Origin of the sequence: Pseudomonas sp. NPDC086581 (assembly GCF_044746165.1) — a bacterium.
Lineage (GTDB): Bacteria > Pseudomonadota > Gammaproteobacteria > Pseudomonadales > Pseudomonadaceae > Pseudomonas.
Map to the genome: position 1 here is coordinate 43007 of NZ_JBIVBR010000019.1, position 23587 is coordinate 66593.

A 23587-nucleotide genomic window follows, 5' to 3' on the forward strand; every position below is an offset into this window, starting at 1 on the left:
TTACTCGATCCTCTCCTACTCAATCCAGGGCCCGCAGCATTTTTTCAGCTTGCCGCCAGCGCCGCAGGGGCACGGGTCGTTGCGTCCCAATTTCATCGGCACCGTGGGATCGAGGAAGTACCAGCGCCCGTCGCGCTGGACGAATCCCGAGCACTCGCGGTGGCTGTGTTCGCCGCCGGCATCGTGCCAGCGGGCAATGAAGGTCACCCGTGCATGTTCCGGCTGGCCGCCGAGCACTTCGTGGCTCACCACCTCCAGGCCGAGCCAGGTGCTGCCCAGGCTCCAGGTGCGGATGGCGTCCAGGTCCAGGCCCTGTTGCTGGGCGGGCAGCGTCGTGTCGCGCAGGTAATCCACCAGGCCCAGCGCGTAGGCGCTGTAGCGCGAGCGCATCAGCGCCTCGGCGGTAGGCGCCGCGACGCCGGCATGGAAGCGCCCGCAGCAGTCGGGTAATGGGCGGCCGCTGCCGCAGGGGCAGGTCGGTTCGATCATGGTCACCACCAGTACTTGCCGAAGTTTTCCGGGTTGGCCCAGAACTTCGCATTGAGCCAGTCCGGGACCTGTTTGTATTCGTGCAGATCGTAGGTGAACAGGGTGATCACCTGCTCGTCGCGCTGGAAGCGCTCGCTGGCCTGCATGGCCAGGGCGTAGAAGTCGGCGTCCTGCGCTTGGGCGGCGTCGAGGTCGACCAGGACGGCCACGCGGCTGCTGTTGAGGTTGCGAATGCCGCCCACCAGTTGCTGCGCATCACGGCGTGGCAGGTGCTCCAGGCAATCGGCGAGCAGTGCGAGGTCGTAGCGCTGGCCTGCCAGTTCGGCGGGCAGCGCCCCGGCGTCGGCGTGAAACAGTTCGCAATCCGGATGCGCCGCGAGGAAGGCGTCCACCGCCGGGATCTGGCTGGCACCCACTAGCAGGAGGCGCTGCGGCGCGTAGCGATCAAGCAGGGCGGCCAGGGCTTGTTGCGGCGTGCGTGTCGAAATCATGAGGCTCGTCGAAGGCGAAAAATAATGAACGAAGACTAGCGTGTGACACCCATATGGCCTAGTGCTGGCGCATTCTGTCAGTCACGTCTTTACTCGGTAATTGTCGGTCAAGACCCGATCATTAGAGGAGACATAACTTTATGAGCATCACAAGGACCGCTTTACCCCTGCTGCTGGTAAGCACGTTGCTCACCGGCTGCGCAGGGTTGCAGAAGTCCGATTGGCCAACCTGCGCCGTGGTTGGCGGTGTCGGCGGCGCCGGTCTGGGTTCCATCGAAAGCAGCGCCTGGGCTGGTTGGGGGGCCCTGATTGGTGGCGTGCTGGGTGCGTCCTACTGCTGGGTGCATGGCGCCGCAGAGCAAGTGGCCGAGGTTCCGCCGCCTGCACCGGCTCCTGAGCCTGCTCCGGCTCCGCTGCCCAAGGAAGAGACCATCGTGGTGCGTGACCTGCACTTTGCCTTCGACTCGTCGAAGATCGATGCGCAGGACAAGGACAAGCTCGATACCATCGCTACCCGCCTGAAGGGTGAGGCCGCGACCACCGAGCTGAACATCGGCGGTCACACCGACAGCATCGGTACCGACGCCTACAACCAGAAACTGTCCGAGCGCCGCGCCAACGCCGTGTCCAACTACCTGGTCGACTCTGGCGTACCTGCCAGCAGCATCAAGTCGGTCGTCGGTTATGGCGAGAGCCAGCCGGTTGCGGACAACAAGACCAAGGAAGGCCGCGCCGAGAACCGTCGCGTGGAAATCAAGATCACCCGTCAGTAAGTCCGGCGTGATCTGTACAAAGGGGGCCTTCGTGGCCCCCTTTGTCATTCCCGGTTGCCACTGGCACAGGCGGGGGCAGAGGCGTATGTTCCCCGGCAAAGAAAAACACGGGGGCACTTCATGAAAGCGTTGTTGGGGCTGGGCAAACTGATTGCCCTGTTGTTCTGGCTGGCGGTGCTGGCGAACCTGATCCAACCCTTCGCACATCCCTTCGCGCTGCTGCTCAATGCGGCGGGGGCGCTGATCCTGCTGATCCACATTGTCGAAGTCTTGGCGCTGCGCAAGCGTCTGCAAGGCCGCCCGCATCCGGGCATGGACCGCCTGCAGATCCTGCTGTTCGGCGTCTTCCATTTCGCTACCCTGCCGCGGCCGGCAGTGGAACAACCGGCATCCGCAAAAGTAGAAGGAGATACCCATGCGTAAGTCGATGCTGGGCCTGGCGCTGTTCGCACCGCTGGTGTGTTCGGCCGCCGGCACTGTCTCGGTGGAAGCCAATACCGTGCTGCGCCTGCCGGTGAAGGGCGAGAGCCTGAGCCTGGACCGCATCAGCGTCGGCCCGGAAGGCGCGCTGCTGATTCCGTCGCGGGTGAAGGAACTGAAGATCGGCGAGCTGGACCTGGCGAAGAACGCGCGGATCGGCGTGTTCCCTGGTAACGAGGCGCTGCAGATCGACGTGCAGCACGGCAACCTCGCAGACGGCAGCGTGATCGCCGCGCAAGGCAGTTCCGGCAGCTTCGAGAAGCCCGCCAGCGACGGTCGGAACCTGGTGCTGCGGCTGCAGGATGTGGCGGTGGAAAACCTGCTGATCGACGTTCGCGGTGGTGTCGGCGCACCAGGCTATGACGGCCTGGATGGCGGTAGCGCGCAGACTTCCGGTTGCCTGTGGGGCAGCGGGAAGTCCGCCGGCGACGGCCAGAACGGTGCTGACGGCCAGACTGGCGCGTCCGGCGGCGTGGTGCGCCTGGAAGTGCCGGAGCAGTTCGACGTCGAGAAGATCAGGGTGCGCCTGGAAGGTGGCGCTGGCGGAGCGGGCGGCAAGCCCGGCAAGGCAGGCCCGCGCAGCAGTGAGAAGGGCTGCTGGTTCTATTCGGTGGCGGGCGAGAAGCCCGGCGCGGAAGGCCAGGGCGGTGCGGAAGGGGCGAAGGGCAGCGAAGGCCGCCTGGACGTGAAGCGCTTCTGACGTCGAGGTCATGAAAAAGCCCGCCTGGTGAAAATCAGGCGGGCTTTTTTTGTCCCGGCGGAGTGGCGTCTTACCAGTGCGGACGGGCGGCGACGAACGCCACCAGTGCCATGCCGATCAGCAGGTTCAGGCCCACGGTCTTGCGGATCTTGCCCAGCACGGCGCCGCCGGCCGGCCAGTCCTCGGCGCCCACCGCACGGCGCAGTTCCGGCAGTTGCAGCGCCTGGATGCGCAGGAACAGCGCAAGCATCGCGACATACAGTCCCATCATCACCTGCACGTAGCGTGGCGCGCCGGCCATGCCGTTGAAGCTCAGGTGCAGCATGCCCACGCCGGTCACCGGCAGCAGGATCACCGCGGCCCACACCCAGCGGAAGAAGCGCGGGAACACCTCCAGCCACAGCTTCAGCCGGGGCGGGGCTTCCAGCGCAGCGACGGCGGCCGGGCGCAGCACCATCCAGGCGAAGAACATGCCGCCGACCCAGACCAGGGCGGCCAGGACGTGCAGGGCATAGACGAAGGCAAAGGGTGTCATTCGGACGATCTCCGCTGGCGATTGAAGTCAAGCGCGCTATCATAGCCGCCGATTCGAACCACTGAAAATTTATCCAGCATCCGGATGTGTCCTCGAGGCACGCTCCGGGGCCCGGGAAGTCCATGCTCAGCACCGAACTCAAGGCCACGATCCAGGGCGCTTACTCGCGCTTCCTCGAGGCCAAGGAACTCAAGCCGCGCTACGGCCAGCGCCTGATGATCGCCGAAGTCGCCAAGGTCCTGGGGACCATCGCCAGCGACGAGGAAGGCCATCGCCTGGGCGATGCCGCCGTGGTCGCCGTGGAAGCCGGCACCGGCACCGGCAAGACCGTTGCCTACAGCCTCGCCGCCATCGCCTGCGCCAAGGCCGCCGGCAAGCGCCTGGTCGTCGCCACCGCCACCGTCGCGCTGCAGGAGCAGATCGTCCACAAGGACCTGCCCGACCTGCTGCGCAACTCCGGCTTGTCGTTCAGCTTCGCCCTGGCCAAGGGGCGCGGGCGCTACATGTGCCTGTCCAAGCTCGACCACCTGCTGCAGGAAGGCCAGGCGCAGAGCGCCACCGCCCAGCTGTTCGAGGAGGAAGGCTTCCGCATCGACGTGGACGAGACCTCCAGCAAGCTGTTCAACCAGATGATCGAGCGCCTGGCGGGCAACCGCTGGGACGGCGACCGCGACTCCTGGCCCGAGGCAATCGAGGACGCTCAGTGGGCGCAGGTCACCACCGACCACAGCCAGTGCACCAATCGCCATTGCCCGAACTTCCAGCAGTGCGCCTTCTACAAGGCGCGCGAAGGCATGACTAAGGTCGACGTGATCGTCACCAACCATGACCTGGTGCTGGCCGATCTCGCCCTGGGCGGCGGCGCGATCCTGCCGGACCCGCGCGACACCCTCTATGTGTTCGACGAAGGCCACCACCTGCCGGACAAGGCCATCGGCCACTTCGCCCACTTCACCCGCCTGCGCGCTACAGCCGACTGGCTGGGCCAGGTGGAGAAGAACCTGACCAAGCTGCTGGCGCAGAACCCGCTGCCGGGCGACCTCGGCCGCCTGATCGAACAGGTGCCGGAGCTGGCCCGCGAGCTACGCACGCACCAGCAGTTCATGTTCACCGCCTGCGAGGAAGTTGGCGATTTCCGCGCCGGCGAGGACATGGAAGGCCGCGAGCGGCCGCGCCATCGCTTCGAGGGCGGAGTGATCCCCGAGCACATCCGCGAGATGGGCATCGAGCTGAAAAAGGGCTTCTCCAAGCTCACCGACCTCTTCACCCGCCTGACCGAACTGCTCAAGGAAGCCATGGACGGGGAGGGCAGCGTCGGCATCGCCAGCCACCAGGCCGAGGAGTGGTACCCGCTGTTCGGCAGCCTGCTGTCGCGCGCCCAGGGCAACTGGGAGCTGTGGACCGCCTTTACCAGCGAAGACCCGGAAGACAGCCCGCCCATGGCGCGCTGGCTGACCCTCGCCGAGAGCGGCACCTTCTACGACATCGAGGCCAACGCCAGCCCGATCCTCGCCGCCGAAACCCTGCGCCGCAACCTGTGGAACGTGGCCTACGGCGTGCTGGTGACCTCCGCGACCCTCACTGCGCTGGGCACCTTCGACCGCTATCGGATGCGCGCCGGCCTGCCGCGCGCGGCCGTTACCGCCGTGGTGCCGAGCCCGTTCCACCATGCCGACGCCGGCGTGCTGCGCGTGCCGGACCTCAAGGCCGATCCGCGCGATGCCGCCGCCCACACTGCGGCGATCATCCGCGAGCTACCGGAGATCGTCGAAGGTTCGCGCGGTTCGCTGATCCTGTTCTCCTCGCGCAAGCAGATGCAGGAAGTCTTCGACGGCCTGGACCGCGACTGGCGCAAGCGCGTGCTGATCCAGGGCAACCTGTCCAAGCAGGAAACCCTGAACAAGCACCGCTCGCGGGTCGACGACGGCGAGCCGAGCGTGCTGTTCGGCCTGGCCAGCTTCTCCGAAGGCGTGGACCTGCCCGGCGCCTATTGCGAGCATGTGGTGATCGCCAAGATTCCCTTTGCCGTGCCGGACGACCCAGTGGAAGCGGCGCTGTCGGAATGGATCGAGGCGCGCGGCGGCAATCCCTTCATGGAGATCGCCGTGCCCGACGCCTCGCTGCGCCTGGTGCAGGCCTGCGGCCGCCTGCTGCGGACCGAGCAGGACCGCGGCACCATCACCCTGCTGGACCGCCGCGTGGTGACGCAGCGCTACGGCAAGGCCATTCTTAACGCACTGCCGCCGTTCCGCCGAGAAATCGCTTGAGTGTGTGGGAGCGAGCTCCCGCGCTTGCTGTCAAACGAACGCCCGCCGTCCGGCGGGCGTGTTGCAAGGACTCGAATCCATGACATCGATGCGTTGGCATCTGCCTCTGCTGCTCACCCTGGCCATCGCCAGTGCCCCGGCCTGGTCGGCTGGCGGCAATGAAACCCTGTTCAACTTCGTCAAGCCGATGGCCGTGGTCAGCGTCACCACGCAGAACGCCGACCTGCCCAGCTCCACCGCCGAGGCCACGCCCGAAGGCGAGATCCTGCGCCGGGTGAACTTCAACCCCGCGCCGCAACCGACCTTGCGTCTTGCGCCATCCAGCGGTAGCTGGGACTGGTCCCAGGCCGACAGCATCAGCCTGCGCATCCAGAACGCCATGGACTGGGCCATCACCCTGGAAGTGGAAATCGAAGGCGTCGCCGGTGCCCCCGGCTTGCGCGCGAGCATCGCCCTGCCGCCGGGCCCGGCGCAGACCTTGGTGATCCCGCTGCACGCCATCGCCCCGGAAGACTTCGGCATGCGTGCCGGCGTGCCCATGCCCGTCACCCAGGACGGCCAGCGCCTGCTGCTGGCTAGCAAGGTCACGGGCGAGCTGAACCGCAGCCAGGTTGGCGCGGTGAAGTTGTTCCTCACCTCGCCCAAGGCAGCCCAGGACATCCTCGTCGGCCGCTTCGGCACCCGCGCCGGCAACGACGAATACCACAAGGCCTACACCGGCATCGTGGACGCTTTCGGCCAGTCCACCCGCAGCGACTGGCCGGAGAAGGTGAAGAGCCCCGAGCAGTTGGCCAACGCCTGGAAAGCCGAAGGCGAGCAGTTGAAGAAGTGGCAGCCCGCACCTGGCCGTGATGCCTTCGGTGGTCTGCTGGACGGCCCGGCCTTCGAAGGCACCGGCTTCTTCCGCACCGAAAAGCGCAATGGCCGCTGGTGGCTGGTGACGCCGGAAGGGCACTCGTTCTGGTCCATGGGCGTCAACGCGGTGAATGCCGACAGCAGCCAGACCTACGTCGAAGGCCGCGAATACATGTTCGCCAGCCTGCCGAAGGAGGACGAGCCACTAGCCGCCTTCTACGGTCAGCGCGATGACCGCAGTGGCGTCGGCGCCCAGCAGGGCCGTGCGTTCGGTAACGGGCGCTGGTTCGATTTCTACGCCGCCAACCGCTTCCGCGCTGACGGCGGTCTGAACCCTGACGCCGCTGCGGCCGCCTGGCGTGAACGTACCGTGCAGCGCCTCGGTTCCTGGGGCTTCAACACCCTGGGCGACTGGAGTGATCCGGCCTTCGCCGACGATCCGCGCCTGCCCTATAGCGTGCCGCTGTCCATCAGTGGCGACTACGCCACGGTCAGCACCGGCTACGACTGGTGGGGCGCGATGCCCGACCCGTTCGACCCGCGCTTCGCCATGGCCGCCGAACGCGCCATTGCCATCGCCGCCCGCGACCACCGCGAGGACGCCTGGCTGCTGGGCTACTACGCCGACAACGAACTGGCCTGGGCCGGCCGGGGGGAAGATCCCCAGGCGCACTTCGCCCTGGCCTTCGGTGCGCTCAAGCTGTCCACCGACAGTCCGGCCAAGCGCGCCTTCATCAAGCAGCTCAAGGACAAGTACCAGGAGCACGAGCAACTGGCCGAGGCCTGGGGCGTGCAGCTGGGTTCCTGGGAAGACCTCGACGCGCCGGGCTACCAGGCGCCGCTGCCGAGCGAGGCGCACCCGGCCATCGCCCAGGACTACAGCGCCTTCCTGCGCCTGTACGCCGACCAGTACTTCAAGACCCTGAGGGATTCGCTGCAGTGGCACGCGCCGAACCATCTGCTGCTCGGCCCGCGCTTCGCCGTCAGCACGCCGGAGGCGCTGGCTTCCTGCGCGAAGTACTGCGACATCCTCAGCTTCAACCTCTACGTGCCGCTGCCGCAGCAGGGCTTCGATGCCAACTACGTGCGCAGCCTGGACAAGCCGGTGCTGATCACTGAATTCCACTTCGGCTCCCGCGACCGCGGGCCGTTCTGGGGCGGTGTCGCCGAGGTGTACAACGAGCAGCAGCGTGGCGAGGCGTACCAGCGCTTCCTCGCCGAGGCCGCGAAGGAGCCGAACATCGTCGGCGCGCACTGGTTCCAGTACCTCGACCAACCGGTGACCGGCCGCCTGCTCGACGGCGAGAACGGGCATATCGGTCTGGTCGGCATCACCGACCTGCCGTTCACCGGCTTCGTCGACGCCGTGCGCAAGGCCAACCAGCAGACGCTCAAAGGTATCGACGAGCAAGCCCGCGCCGCCGCCAAGGTGGCGCCGGAGCTGCAGCCAAAACCCACGCCGGCCTCCGACGACAGCGGCGACGAGGAACAGGCCTCGGAGCAATGATCCGACATTCGTGAGACCGCACCCTGCCTTCGGCAGGGTTCCCAGGGGCGGGGTGCGCTGAAAGAATGGCGCCTCCCGCCCTTGTGCATTTCCGGAGCTTGAGATGACCCTGAACGGCCACTGTGATCCGCGCTTCACCCCTGTTGCCGATGCTTTCAGTGCGCTATTCGAGGACCCGCAGGAACGCGGCGCGGCGCTGTGCATCCAGATCGGCGGCGAAACCGTCGTCGATCTCTGGGCCGGCAGCGCAGGCAAGGAGCCGGGCCAGGACTGGCAGGCCGATACGCTGCTCAACCTGTTCTCCTGCACCAAGACCTTCGCCGCCGTCGCCGCGCTGCAACTGGTGGGCGAGGGCCGGCTGGAACTGGACGCACCGGTTGCGCGCTACTGGCCGGAATTCGAGCAGGCCGGCAAGCAGAACATCACCGTGCGCCAGCTCCTTTGCCATCGCGCGGGCCTCCCGGCGATCCGCGAGCCGCTGGCTCCCGAAGCGCTGTATGACTGGTCGAGCATGACCGCCGCGCTGGCCGCCGAAACGCCCTGGTGGACGCCGGGCGCCGAGCACGGCTACGCGCCCATCACCTACGGCTGGCTGGTCGGCGAAGTGATCCGCCGTGTCGACGGTCGCGAGCCCGGCGCGGCCATCATCGCGCGCACCGCCGAGCCGCTGGGGCTGGATTTTCATATCGGCCTGGATGACGCCGAATTCCACCGCGTCGCGCACATTGCCCGGGGCAAGGGCAACCTGGGCGACGCCGCCGCACAACGCCTGTTGCGGACCATGATGACCGATGCCACCGCGCTCTCCACGCGTGCGTTCACCAATCCTCCTTCGGTGCTCACCAGCACCAACAAGCCCGAATGGCGGCGCATGTCGCAGCCGGCGGCCAACGGCCACGGCAATGCGCGCTCGCTGGCCGGTTTCTACACGGGCCTGCTGCAGGGCCGGTTGCTTGACGAAGCGCTGCTGGCCGAACTCACCCGCGAGCATGCCGTTGGCGAGGATCGAACTTTATTGACCTGTACGCGCTTCGGTCTCGGTTGCATGCTTGACCAGCCGAGCGTGGCCAACGCCACCTACGGCCTTGGCCCGCAGGCCTTCGGGCATCCGGGCGCCGGTGGTTCCATCGGTTTCGCCGATCCCGAGCGCGAGCTGGCGCTGGGCTTCGTCGTCAACACACTCGGCCCCTACGTGCTCATGGACCCGCGCGCCCAGCGCCTGGCGCGTCTCGCCGGCGACTGTCTGTAGCGACGAGCGGGAGGAACCTTCCTCCCGCTGCGCCTTCTTAAGGTCGTCCGCATTTGCCGTCGCGCTGGCCGCGACGGCCTTCCCTTGCGCACAGGTATGCGCCGCTCGTCAGTTCGGGATTAAAATCTCGTTCCAACTGAGTAAGTTATGTACAACTCTTAAGCTGATTGCTGAAGTCAGGGTGCCGAGCTTGCCCGTCGCGCCCGGCCTCCCGTCATGTTCCGCCTTTATGGAATCGCTCCCATGAACCTGCTGTTCTCGAATTCGCTGAAAGTCTCCACCCTTGCGCTGTGTGTCGGTCTGTCCGCCTGCAGCCAGTTCCAGTCTCAGGCCAAGGACCCGGCGAATAGCACGGAAAGTGCGGCGGCGGCTGCCAAGCCCGGCACCGGCCACTGGTGGTGGCCGTTCGGTGGTGACGAGGCAGTGAGCGCCGCGGCTCCCGCTCCGGAGAAGAAGCCCGTCGAGGCGGCCAAGGTCGCCGACGCCGGCAGCAAGCAGCCTGGTGGCCACTGGTGGTGGCCGTTCGGCGTGAGCGAGAGCAAACCGGGCACCGACAAGGCCATCAAGCCGCAGGACACCAAGGTCAGCAAGGAATGGCTGGATCAGCACGAGAAGTCCCTGCGGGCAGCGGTGGCTGGCAGCAAGTTCACCGTCGAGCGCCGCGAGAACGCTCTGGTGCTGATCGCACCGGTGGAAGGCTCCTTCAACCCCAAGCGTCCTGAACTGCTGCTGCCGATCACCCTGGCGCCGCTGGGCAACGTGGCGAAGATGCTGCAGAACGATCCGGAAAGCGGCGTGCTGGTGCTCGGTCACAGCGACAGTTCGGGCGACAAGGCGCTCAACGACAAGGTCAGCCTGCAACGTGCCCAGGCTGTGTCCTCGATTTTCCGCCTGAGCGGCCTGGGCGCCGATCGCCTGCGCCTGAAGGGCGTCGGCTCCAGCCTGCCGCGCGCCGACAATGGCAGCGCCGAAGGCCGCGCGCTGAACCGCCGCGTCGAAGTGCTGGTGACCCAGCGAACCAGCCTGCTGGCGCTCGCCCAGGCTAACTGATCCCTTGTGCGCACAGCGTCATTCCAGCCGGAATGACGCTTGTCGTGGATCAAGCGCGAAGGCGCAACTCTGGATAAGCTTAAGGACTTCTTCTGCAGGAGATTTCCGATGGCTCAGACCCTGGCCGATATGCGCCGCGAATATACCCGTGACGGACTGACCGAGACCCAGGCACCCGCCGAACCCTTCAGCCTGTTCAGCCAATGGTTCGAGGATGCGGTAAAGACCGAGCAACTGCCGGTCGAACCCAACGCGATGATGCTCGCGACCGTGGACGCCGACGGCCAGCCGCACTGCCGCGTGCTCCTGCTCAAGGGCCTGGACGAGCGCGGCTTCACCTTCTTCAGCAACTACGAAAGCGCCAAGGGCCAGCAACTGACGGAAAACCCGCGCGCGGCCATGACCTTCTTCTGGCCGGCACTGGAACGCCAGGTGCGCATCGAGGGGCGGGTCGAGAAAGTCTCTGTCGAAGAGTCAGTCGCTTATTACCGCGTGCGCCCGCTGGGCAGCCGCCTGGGTGCCTGGGCTTCGCCGCAGAGCCGGGTGATCGACGGTCGTGGCGAGCTGGAGCAATTGCTGGCCGAGACCGAGCGACGCTTCGCTGACAGCGCGCCGACCTGCCCGGACTTCTGGGGCGGCTACCGCCTGCTGCCGAGCCGCATCGAATTCTGGCAGGGCCGCCCGAGCCGCCTGCACGACCGCCTCAATTTCCGCAACGAAAACGGCGCCTGGGTGCGCGAGCGCCTCGCTCCCTGATTCGCTGTTTGTTTATCGTAGGAGCGAGCTTGCTCGCGAACCAAGCCTCGCTGAAGCGGCTCGCGAGCAAGCTCGCTCCTGCAAAAGCATGTCCGTCTGTTGTGCGGTGTAGGATGCCCTCCATCCTCCCGCTCAACGGACCTGCCCCATGAAAGTCGTCATCGCTCCCGACTCCTTCAAGGAAAGCCTCTCCGGCCCCGAGGTCGCCGAGGCCATTTCCCGTGGCTGGCTGCGTGCGCGGCCCGGCGACGAAACCCTGCTGCGGCCCATGGCCGACGGTGGCGAAGGCACGGTGGACGCGGTGCTGGCGGCGCGGCCGGGCGAGCGCCGCGAGCTGGACGTCTGCGGCCCGCTGGAACAACCGGTGAAAGCCCACTGGGGCTGGCTGGACGACGCCACGGCGGTCATCGAGATGGCGGCCGCCAGCGGCCTGCACTGGGTCCCGGAAGGGCAGCGCGACGCGACTCGCACTACCAGCCGCGGCACCGGCGAGCTGATCCGCGCAGCGCTGGATGCGGGAGCGAGGAAGATCATCATCGGCCTGGGCGGCAGTGCAACCAATGACGGCGGCCTGGGCCTGCTGCAGGCGCTGGGCGTGAGTTTCCTCGATGACCAGGGCAAGGAGCTGGGTGCTGGCGGCGCGCGGTTGGTCGAGCTTGCGCGCATCGACCTGTCGAACCTCGACCCGCGGCTGGGCGAAGTCGAGGTCGAGGTGGCCGCCGACGTGAACAATCCCCTGTGCGGTCCCCATGGCGCTTCAGCCGTCTTCGGCCCGCAGAAGGGCGCGAACCCGGCGCAGGTGCAGCAGTTGGACGCCGCACTCAAACGCTTTGCCGAAGTGGCGGCGCTGGCCCTCGGGCAGGACCACAGCCTGTTCCCCGGTGTCGGTGCCGCGGGTGGCCTCGGCTTCGCCTGCCGGGCTTTTCTCAAGGCGCGCTTCCGTCCGGGCATCGAGCTGATTGCCGAGCTGTCGGAGCTGGAGGCGGCGCTGGCCGGCACGTCGCTGGTCATTACCGGGGAAGGGCGACTGGATGGCCAGAGCCTGCACGGCAAGACGCCGGTGGGCGTGGCCCATGTCGCCCGGCGCGCGGGCGTGCCGGTGATCGCGCTGGCGGGTAGCGTCGGCGAAGGGCTGGCTGAGTTGCGTGAAGTGGGGATCGAGGCGGCGTTCAGCCTGGCGCCAGGGCCCATCACCCTGGCCGACGCCTGCGCACGGGCGGCGCAGGAACTGGAAAACCGCGCCGAGGCGCTGGCGCGCTTCTGGTCGCTGGCTCAGGCGGCGCGGTAGTCGTCGGCGGCGCGCTGCAGCCAGTCAGGCAGGTCGCTTCGCTTCACCTTCTCGCGCTTGGCGTCAGCCAGGCGCTGCAACAGGTAGATACGTTTTTGCGGATCATCGCCAGCCAGCGACAGCGCCAGGTCTCGGTCCATCCAGCGGCGGATGCGCCAGTAGATCCACCAATGGAAATACAGCCCGGCGGCAGTGGTGACGACGATGATGAAGTAATCCATGTAGATATCCGTGTGGGGTGCTTCTGCTGCGCGCACCAGCCTAACCGATACCCGGGTGCGAAAAACTGAGCCATGGCAGGCGTTTTCGGCGGATATGGCACAAACTGTACGAAAGCTGAATCGAGATCAGCATGTTTCATGACCTGGCGTGACAGGCGGGCTGCTGCCGGAGTCTAATAGTCGTAGCCCTACTCGGAGGTTTCCTAATGCGTAAAACTGCCCTGATCGCCGTGACTTTCGCGGCCCTGGCCATGACCCTCGGCGGTTGCCAGTCCAGCCTGACCGGCGACACCTACACCCGTGAAGAAGCGCGTACCGTGCAGAACGTGCGCATGGGTACCATTCAGGCCCTGCGCCCGGTGAAGATCGAAGGCACCAAGACTCCCATTGGCTCGGTTGCCGGCGCCGCCGTTGGCGGTATTGGCGGCAGCGCGATTGGTGGCGGCAGGGGCAGCTATGTCACCGCCATCATCGGCGCCGTGGCCGGCGGCCTGCTCGGTGCGGCTACCGAAGAAGGCCTGACCCGCACCCAGGGCGTGGAAATCACCGTTCGCGAAGACGACGGCAGCACCCGCGCCTACGTCCAGCAGGTCGACGAAGGTGCCGTGTTCCGCGTTGGCGAGCGCGTGCGCATCCTGACCGTCAACGGTACCAGCCGCGTCGCCCACTGACCGGCAACGGCTGCCCGCCCGTGGCAGCCAGCGAAACCCAGCGCGCGGCAGTCGTTTCGACTGTCGCGCGCTATCGTTTGGGAGATAGGAAAACCTGCCGTAGCCCACTGCGGGCGCGGGTCAAGCTTGCAATTTCGTAATAATTCAATCCATGACGCGTAATCGATAGATATGGATAATCGTCGCCTTTGCAAGCCGGCCGCCTTTGCGCGGTGTTGCCTGTCTGAACGCCGTCCGGCGGTGAAAAGGAGTGGGTCATGACGTTGGCGCTGATCATCGCGCTGCCTTTCTTCGGGGTATTGCTGCCGCTGCTGGCCGAGCGGTTCGGCCGTACCGCCTGCGCCGCCGCTACCGGGTTGGTGCCGCTGCTGGGCCTGGTCCTACTGATGGGGCAGCGCTCGGTGCTGGGCGCCGATCCACAGGTGCAGCGCCTGGAGTGGCTGCCGGAACTGGGCCTGAACCTCAGTCTGCGTCTGGACGGCCTGGGCTTCCTGTTCGCTCTGCTGATCCTCGGCATCGGCCTGCTTGTAATCCTCTACGCCCGCTATTACCTGTCCGAGAGGGAACCCGCGGGGCGCTTCTTCGCCTTCCTGTTGCTGTTCATGGGCGCGATGCTCGGCGTGGTGCTGAGCGAAAACCTGCTGCTGATGCTGGTGTTCTGGGAGCTGACCAGCCTGTCGTCGTTCCTGCTGATCGGCTTCTGGGGCCATCGCTCGGACGCGCGCAAGGGCGCGCGCATGTCGCTGGCGGTCACCGGTGGCGGCGGCCTGGCGCTGCTCGCCGGCATCCTGCTGATTGGCCATGTGGTCGGCAGCTTCGAACTCTCCACGGTGCTCGGCGCCCGCGAGGTGCTGCAGGCCAGTCCGCTGTTCCCGCTGGCGCTGTGCCTGGTGCTGCTGGGCGTGTTCACCAAGTCCGCGCAGTTCCCGTTCCATTTCTGGCTGCCCCACGCGATGGCGGCGCCGACGCCGGTGTCGGCATACCTGCACTCGGCGACCATGGTGAAGGCCGGCGTATTCCTGCTGGCGCGCCTGTACCCGCTGCTGTCGGGCAACGAGCTGTGGTTCTACCTAGTCAGCCTGACCGGTCTGGCCACCCTGCTTATGGGCGCCTTCATGGCGCTGTTCCAGAATGACCTCAAGGGGCTACTGGCCTACTCGACCATCAGCCACCTGGGCCTGATCACCCTGCTGTTCGGCCTGGATTCGCCCATGGCCAACGTCGCGGCGATTTTCCACATCATCAACCATGCCACCTTCAAGGCCTCGCTGTTCATGGCTGCCGGGATCATCGACCACGAGACCGGCAGCCGCGACATGCGGCGCATCAACGGCATGTGGAAGTACATGCCACACACCGCCGTGCTGGCGATGGTGGCATCGGCTTCGATGGCCGGCGTGCCGCTGCTCAACGGTTTCCTCAGCAAGGAAATGTTCTTCGGCGAGACCCTGGCGCAGAACATGATGGGCAGCTTCAACTGGGTGATCCCGGCGCTGGCGACCCTGGGCGCGCTGTTCTCGGTGAGCTACTCGGTGCGCTTCATCCACGACGTGTTCTTCAACGGCGAGCCGATCAACCTGCCCAATCCGCACCCCCACGAGCCGCCGCGCTACATGAAGGTGCCGGTGGAAATCCTTGTGCTGATCTGCCTGCTGGTGGGCGTCATGCCGGGTGTTATCGTCGGTCCGCTGCTGGCCGGCGCCGCCGCGTCGAGCCTGAACGGCGTGCTGCCCGAATACAGCCTGGCGATCTGGCACGGCTTCAACGCGCCGCTGGCGATGAGCTTCGTTGCCACCGCTGGCGGCGTGCTGCTCTACGTGCTGCGCAAGCCGCTGTTCGACTGGTACGCCGGGCTGCCGGCGGTGGACGCCAAGCTGGTGTTCGAGCAGCAGGTGCAGCGTGTGGTGCGCTTTGCCACCCGAGTGACCGGCTACCTGGAGAACGGCTCGCTGCAGCGCTACGCCATGCTGCTGGTGCTGGCTGCCGTGGTGGTAGTGTTCGCCGGCCTCGAGCCGCTGCCCGCTATCGAAGGTGATCGCGCGCAGACGCCGCTGGATGGCATCACAGCGCTGGGCCTGGTCCTGCTGGCGATTGCCGGGCCGCTCACCGTTTGGTTCCATCGCCAGCGCCTGACCGCGCTGGTGATCCTCAGCATCGCCGGGTTGCTGGTGGCGCTGGCCTTCGCCCGCTTCGCCGCACCGGACCTGGCGCTGACCCAGCTATCGGTGGAAGTGGTGACCATGGTCCTGCTGATGCTGGCGTTGTACTACCTGCCCGCGCGCACGCCGAAGACCTCCAGCAGCCTGCGCCGCCTGCGCGATTTCGTGATCGCCATTGGCGCCGGCGTGATGGTTACGCTGCTGACCTATGCCGTGCTCACGCGCCCCTACGACAGCATTGCCGGCTACTACCTGGAAAACAGCGTTTCCGGTGGCGGCGGGCACAACGTGGTGAACGTGATCCTGGTGGACTTCCGCGGCTTCGATACCCTCGGCGAGATCACCGTGCTGGCGATTGCCGCCGTTGGCATCTTCGCACTGCTCGACGGCCTGCGCCTGCTGCGCCGCGAGGGTGACGACGAAGGCCGCGCCTGGGCGAAAGACCGCTTCCCGCCGATCCTCGCCACGCTGTCGCGACTGCTGCTGCCGCTGGCGCTGCTGGTCTCGGTGTTCATCTTCCTGCGCGGCCACAACCTGCCGGGTGGGGGCTTCATCGCCGGCCTGATCACTTCGGTGGCGCTGATCCTCCAGTACATCGCCTGCGGCAGCCGCTGGGTGAGCACGCGCCTGCCGCTGGACTACAGCCGCCTCGCCGGCCTCGGGGTGCTGATCGCCGGGCTGACCGGGCTGGGCGCCTGGTTCTTCGGCTTCCCGTTCCTGACTTCGGCGTTCGGCCACTTCCACATTCCGCTGGTGGGCGACATCGAACTGGCCACGGCCATGCTCTTCGACCTGGGCGTGTACTTCACCGTGGTTGGCGCGACGCTGCTGATTCTTTCCGGGCTGGGTTCGGTCACTGCGCCGCCCCCCTCGTTAGAGCTGAGAGAGCCGCTGTTGCCCAAGGAGGCGCCCTGATGGAAGCGCTGTTCGCCATCGCCCTCGGCCTGCTGACCGCCAGTGGCGTCTACCTGTTGCTGCGTGCGCGCACTTTCCCGGTGGTGCTGGGGCTGACCCTGCTGTCCTACGCGGTCAACCTGTTCCTCTTCGCCATGGGCCGCCTGGCCGGCGACCCGGCGGTGATCGGCAAGGTCGCCAACGCCGGTGACCCGATCCCCCAGGCGCTGGTGTTGACCGCCATCGTCATCGGCTTTGCCATGACGGCCTTCGTCATCGTGCTGGCCCTGCGAGGGCTGGCGGATACCGGTGGTGATCATGTCGATGGCGGCGAAGGGGAGGACCGTCGATGAACCACTGGCTGATCCTTCCGGTCCTGCTGCCGCTGTTCGCCGGTTGCGCACTGCTGCTCATGGGCGAGCGCCTGCAGCGCGGCCTGTCGCTGCTCGCCACCCTTGCGCTGCTGCCGCTTTCCGCCGTGCTGCTGCAACAGGCCGACAGTGGCGTGGTGCAGTTCTACGCGCTGGGCAACTGGCAGCCGCCGTTCGGCATCATCCTGGTGCTGGACCGCCTCAGCGCGCTGATGATCGCTGCCACTGCGCTGCTCGCCAGCCTGTCGCTGATCTACGCGGTGCGCGGGGATGACCGGCGCGGCAAGCGCTTCCATGCGCTGTTCCAGTTCCAGTTGCTGGGTCTGAACGGGGCGTTCCTCACCGGTGACCTGTTCAACCTGTTCGTGTTCTTCGAGATCCTGCTGATCGCCTCCTACGCGCTGCTTCTGCATGGCGGTGGGGCAGGGCGGGTGCGAGCGGGTATGCACTACGTGGTGCTCAACCTCGTCGGCTCGGCGTTCTTCCTCCTCGCGGTAGGTACGCTCTACGGCATCACCGGCACCCTGAACATGGCGCACATGGCCGAGCGCGTGGCCCAACTGAGCGCCGAGCAGGCGCCGTTGGTGCGCGCGGCGGCGTTGCTGCTGCTGGTGGTGTTCGGCCTGAAGGCGGCGCTGCTGCCGCTGTACTTCTGGTTGCCAAAAGCCTATGCCGAGGCCAGCGCGCCGGTGGCGGCGCTGTTCTCGATCATGACCAAGGTGGGTATCTACTCGATCCTGCGGGTCTACACGTTGATTTTCGGCGAGCAGGCCGGCGAGCTGGCGAACCTCGCGCAGGCCTGGCTGTGGCCGCTGGCGCTGGCCGGGATAGTCGCCGGGGCGCTGGGTGCGCTGGCGGCGACCACGCTGCAAGGCCTGCTGTCTTACCTGGTGGTGGTCTCTGCTGGCACATTGCTGGCAGCTATCGCGTTGGGCACGCCGGAGGCGCTGTCCGCCGCGCTCTATTACCTGCTGCACAGCATCTGGGTGGCTGGCGGCCTGTTCCTGCTGGCTGACCTGATTGCCCGCCAGCGTGGGGAGAAGGGTGGCCGACTGGTTCAAGGGCCGGCGCTGCTGCAACCGCACCTGCTCGGTGGCGCGTTCTTCTTCGGTGCCATTGCCGTTGCCGGACTGCCGCCGCTGTCGGGTTTCCTCGGCAAACTGATGTTGCTGCGCTCAGTAAGCGGGGGCGGCGAGGCCATCGCGCTGTGGAGCGTGGTGCTGGTCAGCGGGCTGGTGACCATCGTCGCGCTGAGCCACGCCGGCAGCACGCTGTTCTGGCGCACCGGCCTGAGCGTGCTGGGCAGCGCCAATCGCGAGCCGGTGAAGATGCTGGCGTGCTTCGGCTTGCTGGCGAGCGCACCGCTGATGGTGGTCGCCGCGCGCCCGCTGATCACTTATGCACAGGCCACGGCAGTGCAGTTGCTGGATGCAGGCCTCTACCGTCAGGCGATCCTGCTGGGAGGTGGCGCATGATCCGGCGCATCCTTCCGCACCCGCTGCTCAGCGGCGTGCTGCTGCTGAGCTGGCTGCTGCTGGTCAACGATTTCTCACTCGGCCACTGGCTGCTCGGCGCCTTCCTCGGCCTGACCATCCCGCTGCTGTGTCGCAACCTGCTGCTGGCTGCGCCGCGTATCCAGCGGCCGGGGCTGCTGCTGCGCTTCATCGGTCTGGTGCTCTACGACATAGTCGTGGCCAACCTGCAGGTGGCGAAGCTGGTGCTGGGGCCGAAGGCGAACCTGCAGCCGGGCTTCGTCGAGATTCCCCTGGAGCTGACCGATGACCTCGCCATCAGCATCCTCGCCAGCGTCATCACCCTGACCCCAGGCACCTGTTCCGCCGACCTCTCTGCCGACCGTCGTACGCTGCTGGTCCACGGTATCGACGTGCCGGACCCGCAGGCGCTGGTGTTGGACATCAAGGCGCGCTACGAGGCGCCGCTGAAGGAGGTGTTCGCATGCTCGGCATCGTGATCCCGATCTGCCTCGCGCTGCTGGGCATCGCGGTGCTGCTCACCGTGGCGCGGCTGATTCGCGGGCCCTCGGTGGCGGACCGCATCCTCGCGCTGGACACCCTGTCGGTGGAAGCCATCGCGCTGATCGTGCTGTTCGGCATCTGGAAGGGCAGCGGCCTGTACTTCGAGGCGGCGCTGCTGATCGCGGTGATGGGCTTCGTCAGCACCGTGGCCCTGTGCAAGTTCCTGCTGCGCGGAGACATCATCGAATGAACGGCGAAATCGTTATCGAAGCGCTGGTCTGCCTGCTGCTTTTGGCCGGTAGCCTGTTCGCCCTGCTCGGCGCCATCGGCCTGTACCGGCTGCCGGATTTCTACACGCGGCTGCATGCGCCGACCAAGGCTTCGACCCTGGGGGTGGGCGGGGTGGTGCTGGCTTCGCTGCTGTACTTCAGCACCCGTGGCGAGGGTGTCAGCCTGCACGAGATCCTGATTACCGTGTTTCTCTTCATCACCGCGCCGGTGAGCGCGCACCTGCTGGCCAAGGCGGCGATGCAGCAGCGGGTGCCGGTGGAGCGGGGGACCAAGGGCAGGCCCTGGGACTGATCTCGAGCCTTGTTTGTGCTGCTTCTGGATTGGGTGTTTTGCGTCGCTTCGGTGTGCGCTGGGACTTCTGGTTTCGCCCCCTCGGGCGACCTACTTTGGCAAACGACGGATGGCCGCCCCACCCAAAGTAGGCAAAGGTCTTGCCCCGGACATCCGGTTTTTCGCTTAGGCGAAAAATACCCTCGTTGAATTGAAGTTTCAGGGGCACGCCGCGAAGGGCCATCCCTGGCCCATCGCGGCTTTCGCGACATCCATGTCGCTCAACCCCCGAAACTCCAATTCAACGAGGCCTCCTGAACGGGGCGTTCGGCGCGTGCGGATGTTTCTCTGAAAGTCTTTAAAAGCCAGGGACGGGCGAGGCATTGGCTCGCTCCTACGAAAGTTCTCCAGCCCATACAGTTTCCCCACGATTCTGTACCTGTCGGTCGCCGGTGCGGGCCTCCTATACTCCGGGGACTTTTGACTGGAGCGTCCCGTGCAGCAATCCCGGCCGTTCGCCCTCGCGTGCCTGGTGCTGGCCATGGCGCTCTGGGGCAGTTCCTTCATCGCGCTGAAGTTCGCCTTCCAGGAAATGCCGGCCATGTGGGTGATCTTCGCCCGTATGGCGCTGGGCAGCCTGATCTTCCTCGCCGCTTGGCGCTGGCGCGGGCGCATCGACTACCGCGCCGGCGACTGGAAGTGGCTGCTGGCGCTGGCCGCCTGCGAGCCCTGCCTGTACTTCATCTTCGAGTCCTTGGCGCTGCAGCAGACCAGCGCCGCGCAGGCTGGGATGATCACCGCGCTGCTGCCCCTGCTGGTGGCGGTCGGTGCGTTCTTCCTGCTGCATGAAAAGATCGCCCGCAACACCTGGCTCGGCTTCGGTCTGGCGGTGCTCGGCTCGCTCTGGCTGACCCTGGCCAGCGAGCCGGACCGCCACGCGCCCAACCCGCTGCTGGGCAATTTCTACGAACTGCTGGCGATGCTCTGCGCCACCGGCTACACCCTGTTGCTCAAGCACCTGTCGGCGCGCTACTCGCCCTTCATCCTCACGGCCATGCAGGCGTTCATCGGCTCGCTGTTCTTCCTGCCGCTGGCGCTGGCGACCTCCGGGCTGCCGGCGGCACCCGGCCTGACCGGCTGGTTCGCCCTGGTCTACCTGGGCAGCGTGGTCACTGTCGGCGCCTATGGTCTGTACAACTTCGGCGTCAGCCGCCTGCCGGCGAGCCAGGCGACAGGCTTCATCAACCTGATCCCGGTGTTCACCTTGATCTTCGCCGCGCTGCTGCTAGGCGAGGTGCTCAGCGGCCAGCAGGCGCTGGCCGCCGGCCTTGTGTTTGCCGGCGTCGCCCTCAGCCAGTGGCGCAGCGCGCCGCCCACAGCGCCCGCCGGTGTGCTGGACTGAACCCATTGAACCGCTTGCCCTGCCAGGAGAACGACACGATGGCCACCCAGGAACGCAACTGGACCCGTGAGGCGATCCGCATCATCGAAGCGGATTTCCAGCGCAGCGCCGATACCCACTTGATCCCTCTGGAGATGCCCGGCCTGCCCGGCGTGGACCTGTACTTCAAGGACGAGTCGAGCCACCCCACCGGCAGCCTCAAGCATCGGCTGGCGCGCTCACTGTTCCTCTACGCGCTGTGCAACGGCTGGCTTAAGCCGGGCGCGCCGGTGATCGAGGCGTCCAGCGGCTCGACGGCGATCTCCGAGGCCTATTTCGCGCGACTGCTTGGCCTGCCGTTCATTGCCGTGGTACCGGCAAGCACCTCGAAGGAGAAGATCGCGCAGATCGCCTTCTACGGCGGCCAGGCGCACCAGGTCGATGACCCGACGCAGATCTACGCCGAGTCCGAGCGCCTGGCGAAGGAAACCGGTGGCCACTTCATGGACCAGTTCACCTTCGCCGAGCGCGCCACCGATTGGCGGGCGAATAACAACATCGCCGAATCGATCTTCCAGCAGATGCGCCACGAGCGCTTTCCCGAGCCGGCCTGGCTGGTCTCCAGCCCTGGCACCGGCGGCACCCTGGCAACCCTGGGACGCTTCGCCCGCTACCGCCGGCATGACACCCGCGTGCTCTGCGCTGACGCCGAGCGCTCGGTGTTCTTCGACTCCTACAAGACTGGCGACCGCGACCTGACCCTGAGCTACGGCTCGCGCATCGAAGGCATCGGTCGTCCGCGCGTCGAGGCCTCCTTCCTGCCCAATGTGCTCGACGCCTGCTGCAAGGTCCCGGACGACCTGTCGCTGGCGGCCATGCACTACCTGGCGCAGCGCCTGGGCCGGCGTGTTGGCGGCTCCAGCGGCACCAACCTGATCGGCGCGCTGCTGGTGGCGCGGCAGATGGTGGCGCGGCGCGAGAGCGGCTCGGTGGTGGCGATCCTCTGCGACGGCGGCGAACGCTACGAGACCACCTACTACAACCCGCTGTGGCTGATTTCCCAGGGCTTCGACCTCGACCCGCTGATCGAGGCCGTGCGCCAGTGCGCCGAGCAGGGCGTGGCGCTGCCGGGCGAGCTGCCCTGCATCGGGCTGGACTGACCCCATGGAGACTCGCATGAAAACCATCGGCCTGATCGGCGGCATGAGCTGGGAATCGACCATTCCCTACTACCGGCAGATCAACGAACGCATCAAGGAACGCCTGGGCGGCTTGCACTCGGCGAAGGTCGCGCTGTACAGCGTGGACTTCCACGAGATCGAGCGCCTGCAGCATGCCGGCGACTGGGAAGCCGCCGGGCGTGTGCTGGCTGACGCGGCCCGTTCGCTGAAGGCGGCCGGCGCGGACTTCCTCGTGCTCTGTACCAACACCATGCACAAGGTGGCGCCGGCCATCGAGGCGGCGGTGGATATCCCGCTGCTGCACATCGCCGACCCGACCGCCGAGGCGATCCGCGCGGCAGGCGTCGCCACGGTCGGCCTGCTGGGCACGCGCTTCACCATGGAGCAGGCGTTCTACAAGGATCGCCTGGTGGACAGGTTCGGGCTGAAGGTTTTGACGCCGAGCGAAGCCGACCGCCAGGTGGTGCATCGGATTATCTACGAGGAGCTGTGCCTGGGGCGGATTCGCGACGAATCGCGGGAAGAGTACCGGCGCATCATCGCTGCGCTGGCGGAGCAGGGCGCCGAAGCGGTCATTCTCGGTTGCACGGAGATTTCCCTGCTGGTCGGCCCGGCGGATGCCTCGGTGCCGCTGTTCGACACCACTGCACTGCATGCCCTGCACGCGGCCGACGCCGCCATTTGAGAAGGACTCACCGCATGAGCTTCATCAGCCTGAGGGTACGCGCAGCATTCATCATGCACGGCTACGACGAGCAGAACCGCGAAGTGATCGAGCAGGTCGCGGACCCGGACTTCGTCGAGAAGCTGGTGCGCATCGAGCGCATCCAGTCGATCAGCGAGAAGTACGTGCTGGTGACCGCCAGCGATGGCCGGCTGGCGTACTGGGAATACGACGGGGAATTCGCCGTGCTGAAGGCGCGGCTGGTGGCGGCGGGGTTGTTGGTTTAAAGCGGGCCCGTAGGGCGAATAACGCGTCAGCGTTATCCGCCGCGGGAAACCGGCGGATAACCTGTTCCAGGTTATGCGACCTACGGCCTGAGCTTCACCGGCGGTGATCAGTCGCCGCTGGAGCCGCCCGGATAGGCGCAGCCGCGCATCACCTTGTTGTCCAGGCGCAGCTCGGCGGACAGGTTGCTCAGCGCGCCGCTCATGCTGTCCTGGCAGCGTGCCGGAGCGACCCATAACTCGACCTTCTCGCCGTTGGCCTCGCTGGAATAACTGGTGCTGCCGTCGGGCACGCCTTCGGCGATGTACGGCAGCGCCAGCGATTCCTTGCCCGGCTGCTCGATCAGCATGCCCTGGCTGTTCACCAGCACGCTCCAGCCCGGCTCGTTGCCGTGGGCGCGGACGACTGCGCGCTTGAAGTTCGGGTCGTCGCAGCCGGAACCCTCGTTCTGCAGGCGATAGACCTTGGCCACTTCCAGCTTGCCGTCGGTGCCCTGGGCGCTGCTGCCGCTGAAGCTGCCGCGCAGGTCGGCGTACAGCGAGCTGGCGCCGTCATTGAACATCTCCAGCGCGTCGCGAGGCAGGCCGGTGTTGCCGGTGTCCTCGATGCTGAATAGGCGTTGCTCGGTGCAACTGCGGAACACCAGCTTGCCGTCCTGGCGGGTCAGCTCGCCCTGCAGTCGGGTGGAGGCGTTAATATCGGTCTTGTTCGGCGTCCACACCTGGCAGGCGGCGAACAGGGGCAGCAGGCTGAACAGAATGAAACGGCTGGATCGCATGGAAC

25 protein-coding genes are annotated in these 23587 nt (G+C 66.6%); 20 read left to right on the forward strand and 5 right to left on the reverse strand.

Features of this window, described 5'->3' with window-relative positions; translation table 11 throughout:
* Positions 1-15: 15 nt before the first annotated feature.
* Both ACIPK7_RS27760 and ACIPK7_RS27765 read right to left on the reverse strand, forming a co-directional pair.
* Complete coding sequence (locus ACIPK7_RS27760; protein WP_081517733.1) at positions 16-489, reverse strand: YchJ family protein; 474 nt, start codon at positions 487-489, stop codon at positions 16-18.
* Between the two features lie 2 nt (positions 490-491).
* The gene (locus ACIPK7_RS27765; protein WP_401091482.1) at positions 492-980 is read right to left on the reverse strand and encodes a DUF6231 family protein; all 489 of its coding nucleotides are present in this window, start codon (positions 978-980) and stop codon (positions 492-494) included.
* 140 nt (positions 981-1120) lie between these two features.
* Here ACIPK7_RS27765 and ACIPK7_RS27770 point away from each other — a divergent pair, with 140 nt between their 5' ends.
* From ACIPK7_RS27770 to ACIPK7_RS27780, 3 genes are all read left to right on the forward strand, one after another.
* On the forward strand, positions 1121-1753 hold the full coding sequence (locus ACIPK7_RS27770) for an OmpA family protein (protein ID WP_192436085.1): 633 nt from the start codon (positions 1121-1123) through the stop codon (positions 1751-1753).
* Between the two features lie 120 nt (positions 1754-1873).
* The gene (locus tag ACIPK7_RS27775) at positions 1874-2176 is read left to right on the forward strand and encodes a DUF1145 domain-containing protein (protein ID WP_401091484.1); all 303 of its coding nucleotides are present in this window, start codon (positions 1874-1876) and stop codon (positions 2174-2176) included.
* On the forward strand, positions 2169-2933 hold the full coding sequence (locus tag ACIPK7_RS27780) for a collagen-like protein (protein ID WP_401091486.1): 765 nt from the start codon (positions 2169-2171) through the stop codon (positions 2931-2933). Before ACIPK7_RS27775 ends, ACIPK7_RS27780 begins: the two co-directional genes overlap by 8 nt.
* Positions 2934-3003: 70 nt before the next feature.
* Here the strand turns inward: ACIPK7_RS27780 and ACIPK7_RS27785 are convergent, their stop codons facing one another.
* Positions 3004-3468, reverse strand: a complete 465-nt coding sequence (locus ACIPK7_RS27785) for a CopD family protein (protein ID WP_401091488.1) — start codon at positions 3466-3468, stop codon at positions 3004-3006.
* A 122-nt stretch (positions 3469-3590) separates the two neighbouring features.
* On the opposite strand from ACIPK7_RS27785, the gene dinG reads away from it, so the two are divergent.
* The 6 genes from dinG to ACIPK7_RS27815 all read left to right on the forward strand — a co-directional run bounded on the left by dinG (position 3591) and on the right by ACIPK7_RS27815 (position 12440).
* The gene (gene dinG, locus ACIPK7_RS27790) at positions 3591-5735 is read left to right on the forward strand and encodes an ATP-dependent DNA helicase DinG (RefSeq protein ID WP_401091490.1); all 2145 of its coding nucleotides are present in this window, start codon (positions 3591-3593) and stop codon (positions 5733-5735) included.
* 79 nt (positions 5736-5814) lie between these two features.
* Positions 5815-8097: a beta-galactosidase gene (locus ACIPK7_RS27795; RefSeq protein WP_401091492.1), complete on the forward strand. Its 2283-nt coding sequence runs from the start codon at positions 5815-5817 to the stop codon at positions 8095-8097.
* Between the two features lie 103 nt (positions 8098-8200).
* The gene (locus ACIPK7_RS27800; protein ID WP_192436079.1) at positions 8201-9346 is read left to right on the forward strand and encodes a serine hydrolase domain-containing protein; all 1146 of its coding nucleotides are present in this window, start codon (positions 8201-8203) and stop codon (positions 9344-9346) included.
* Positions 9347-9589: 243 nt separating this feature from the next.
* A complete protein-coding gene (locus tag ACIPK7_RS27805) occupies positions 9590-10396 on the forward strand; it encodes an OmpA family protein (RefSeq protein WP_192436078.1) in 807 nt (268 codons plus the stop codon).
* Positions 10397-10504: 108 nt separating this feature from the next.
* Positions 10505-11152, forward strand: coding sequence for a pyridoxamine 5'-phosphate oxidase (pdxH, locus tag ACIPK7_RS27810; protein ID WP_192436077.1), 648 nt, complete (start codon positions 10505-10507; stop codon positions 11150-11152).
* Positions 11153-11300: 148 nt separating this feature from the next.
* Positions 11301-12440, forward strand: a complete 1140-nt coding sequence (locus tag ACIPK7_RS27815; RefSeq protein ID WP_401091495.1) for a glycerate kinase — start codon at positions 11301-11303, stop codon at positions 12438-12440.
* On the opposite strand, the gene ACIPK7_RS27820 is transcribed toward ACIPK7_RS27815, so the two are convergent.
* Positions 12425-12661, reverse strand: coding sequence for a hypothetical protein (locus tag ACIPK7_RS27820; protein WP_192436075.1), 237 nt, complete (start codon positions 12659-12661; stop codon positions 12425-12427). The two genes, ACIPK7_RS27815 and ACIPK7_RS27820, sit on opposite strands and share 16 nt — an antisense overlap.
* A 206-nt stretch (positions 12662-12867) precedes the next feature.
* Here ACIPK7_RS27820 and ACIPK7_RS27825 point away from each other — a divergent pair, with 206 nt between their 5' ends.
* The 11 genes from ACIPK7_RS27825 (at position 12868) to ACIPK7_RS27875 (ending at position 22806) form a co-directional block, all read left to right on the forward strand.
* A complete protein-coding gene (locus tag ACIPK7_RS27825; RefSeq protein WP_192436074.1) occupies positions 12868-13332 on the forward strand; it encodes a glycine zipper 2TM domain-containing protein in 465 nt (154 codons plus the stop codon).
* Between the two features lie 257 nt (positions 13333-13589).
* A complete protein-coding gene (locus tag ACIPK7_RS27830) occupies positions 13590-16406 on the forward strand; it encodes a monovalent cation/H+ antiporter subunit A (protein ID WP_401091497.1) in 2817 nt (938 codons plus the stop codon).
* Positions 16406-16738: a Na+/H+ antiporter subunit C gene (locus tag ACIPK7_RS27835; RefSeq protein ID WP_401091499.1), complete on the forward strand. Its 333-nt coding sequence runs from the start codon at positions 16406-16408 to the stop codon at positions 16736-16738. The genes ACIPK7_RS27830 and ACIPK7_RS27835 overlap by 1 nt, the downstream gene beginning before the upstream one ends.
* Positions 16735-18231 (forward strand): monovalent cation/H+ antiporter subunit D, encoded by a 1497-nt coding sequence (locus tag ACIPK7_RS27840; protein ID WP_401091501.1) that lies wholly within the window; start codon positions 16735-16737, stop codon positions 18229-18231. The genes ACIPK7_RS27835 and ACIPK7_RS27840 overlap by 4 nt, the downstream gene beginning before the upstream one ends.
* Complete coding sequence (locus ACIPK7_RS27845) at positions 18228-18728, forward strand: Na+/H+ antiporter subunit E (RefSeq protein WP_192436071.1); 501 nt, start codon at positions 18228-18230, stop codon at positions 18726-18728. Before ACIPK7_RS27840 ends, ACIPK7_RS27845 begins: the two co-directional genes overlap by 4 nt.
* A complete protein-coding gene (locus ACIPK7_RS27850) occupies positions 18713-18982 on the forward strand; it encodes a K+/H+ antiporter subunit F (RefSeq protein ID WP_138520768.1) in 270 nt (89 codons plus the stop codon). The genes ACIPK7_RS27845 and ACIPK7_RS27850 overlap by 16 nt, the downstream gene beginning before the upstream one ends.
* A complete protein-coding gene (locus ACIPK7_RS27855; protein WP_401091503.1) occupies positions 18979-19314 on the forward strand; it encodes a Na+/H+ antiporter subunit G in 336 nt (111 codons plus the stop codon). Before ACIPK7_RS27850 ends, ACIPK7_RS27855 begins: the two co-directional genes overlap by 4 nt.
* 475 nt (positions 19315-19789) lie before the next feature.
* Positions 19790-20695, forward strand: a complete 906-nt coding sequence (locus ACIPK7_RS27860; RefSeq protein WP_192436069.1) for a DMT family transporter — start codon at positions 19790-19792, stop codon at positions 20693-20695.
* A 38-nt stretch (positions 20696-20733) separates the two neighbouring features.
* On the forward strand, positions 20734-21834 hold the full coding sequence (locus tag ACIPK7_RS27865; RefSeq protein WP_192436068.1) for a PLP-dependent cysteine synthase family protein: 1101 nt from the start codon (positions 20734-20736) through the stop codon (positions 21832-21834).
* Positions 21835-21850: 16 nt separating this feature from the next.
* On the forward strand, positions 21851-22540 hold the full coding sequence (locus tag ACIPK7_RS27870) for an aspartate/glutamate racemase family protein (RefSeq protein ID WP_401091506.1): 690 nt from the start codon (positions 21851-21853) through the stop codon (positions 22538-22540).
* A gap of 14 nt (positions 22541-22554) precedes the next feature.
* Positions 22555-22806, forward strand: a complete 252-nt coding sequence (locus ACIPK7_RS27875; protein ID WP_081517755.1) for a hypothetical protein — start codon at positions 22555-22557, stop codon at positions 22804-22806.
* Between the two features lie 107 nt (positions 22807-22913).
* Here the strand turns inward: ACIPK7_RS27875 and ACIPK7_RS27880 are convergent, their stop codons facing one another.
* A complete protein-coding gene (locus ACIPK7_RS27880; protein WP_192436066.1) occupies positions 22914-23582 on the reverse strand; it encodes a COG3650 family protein in 669 nt (222 codons plus the stop codon).
* Positions 23583-23587 lie beyond the last annotated feature (5 nt).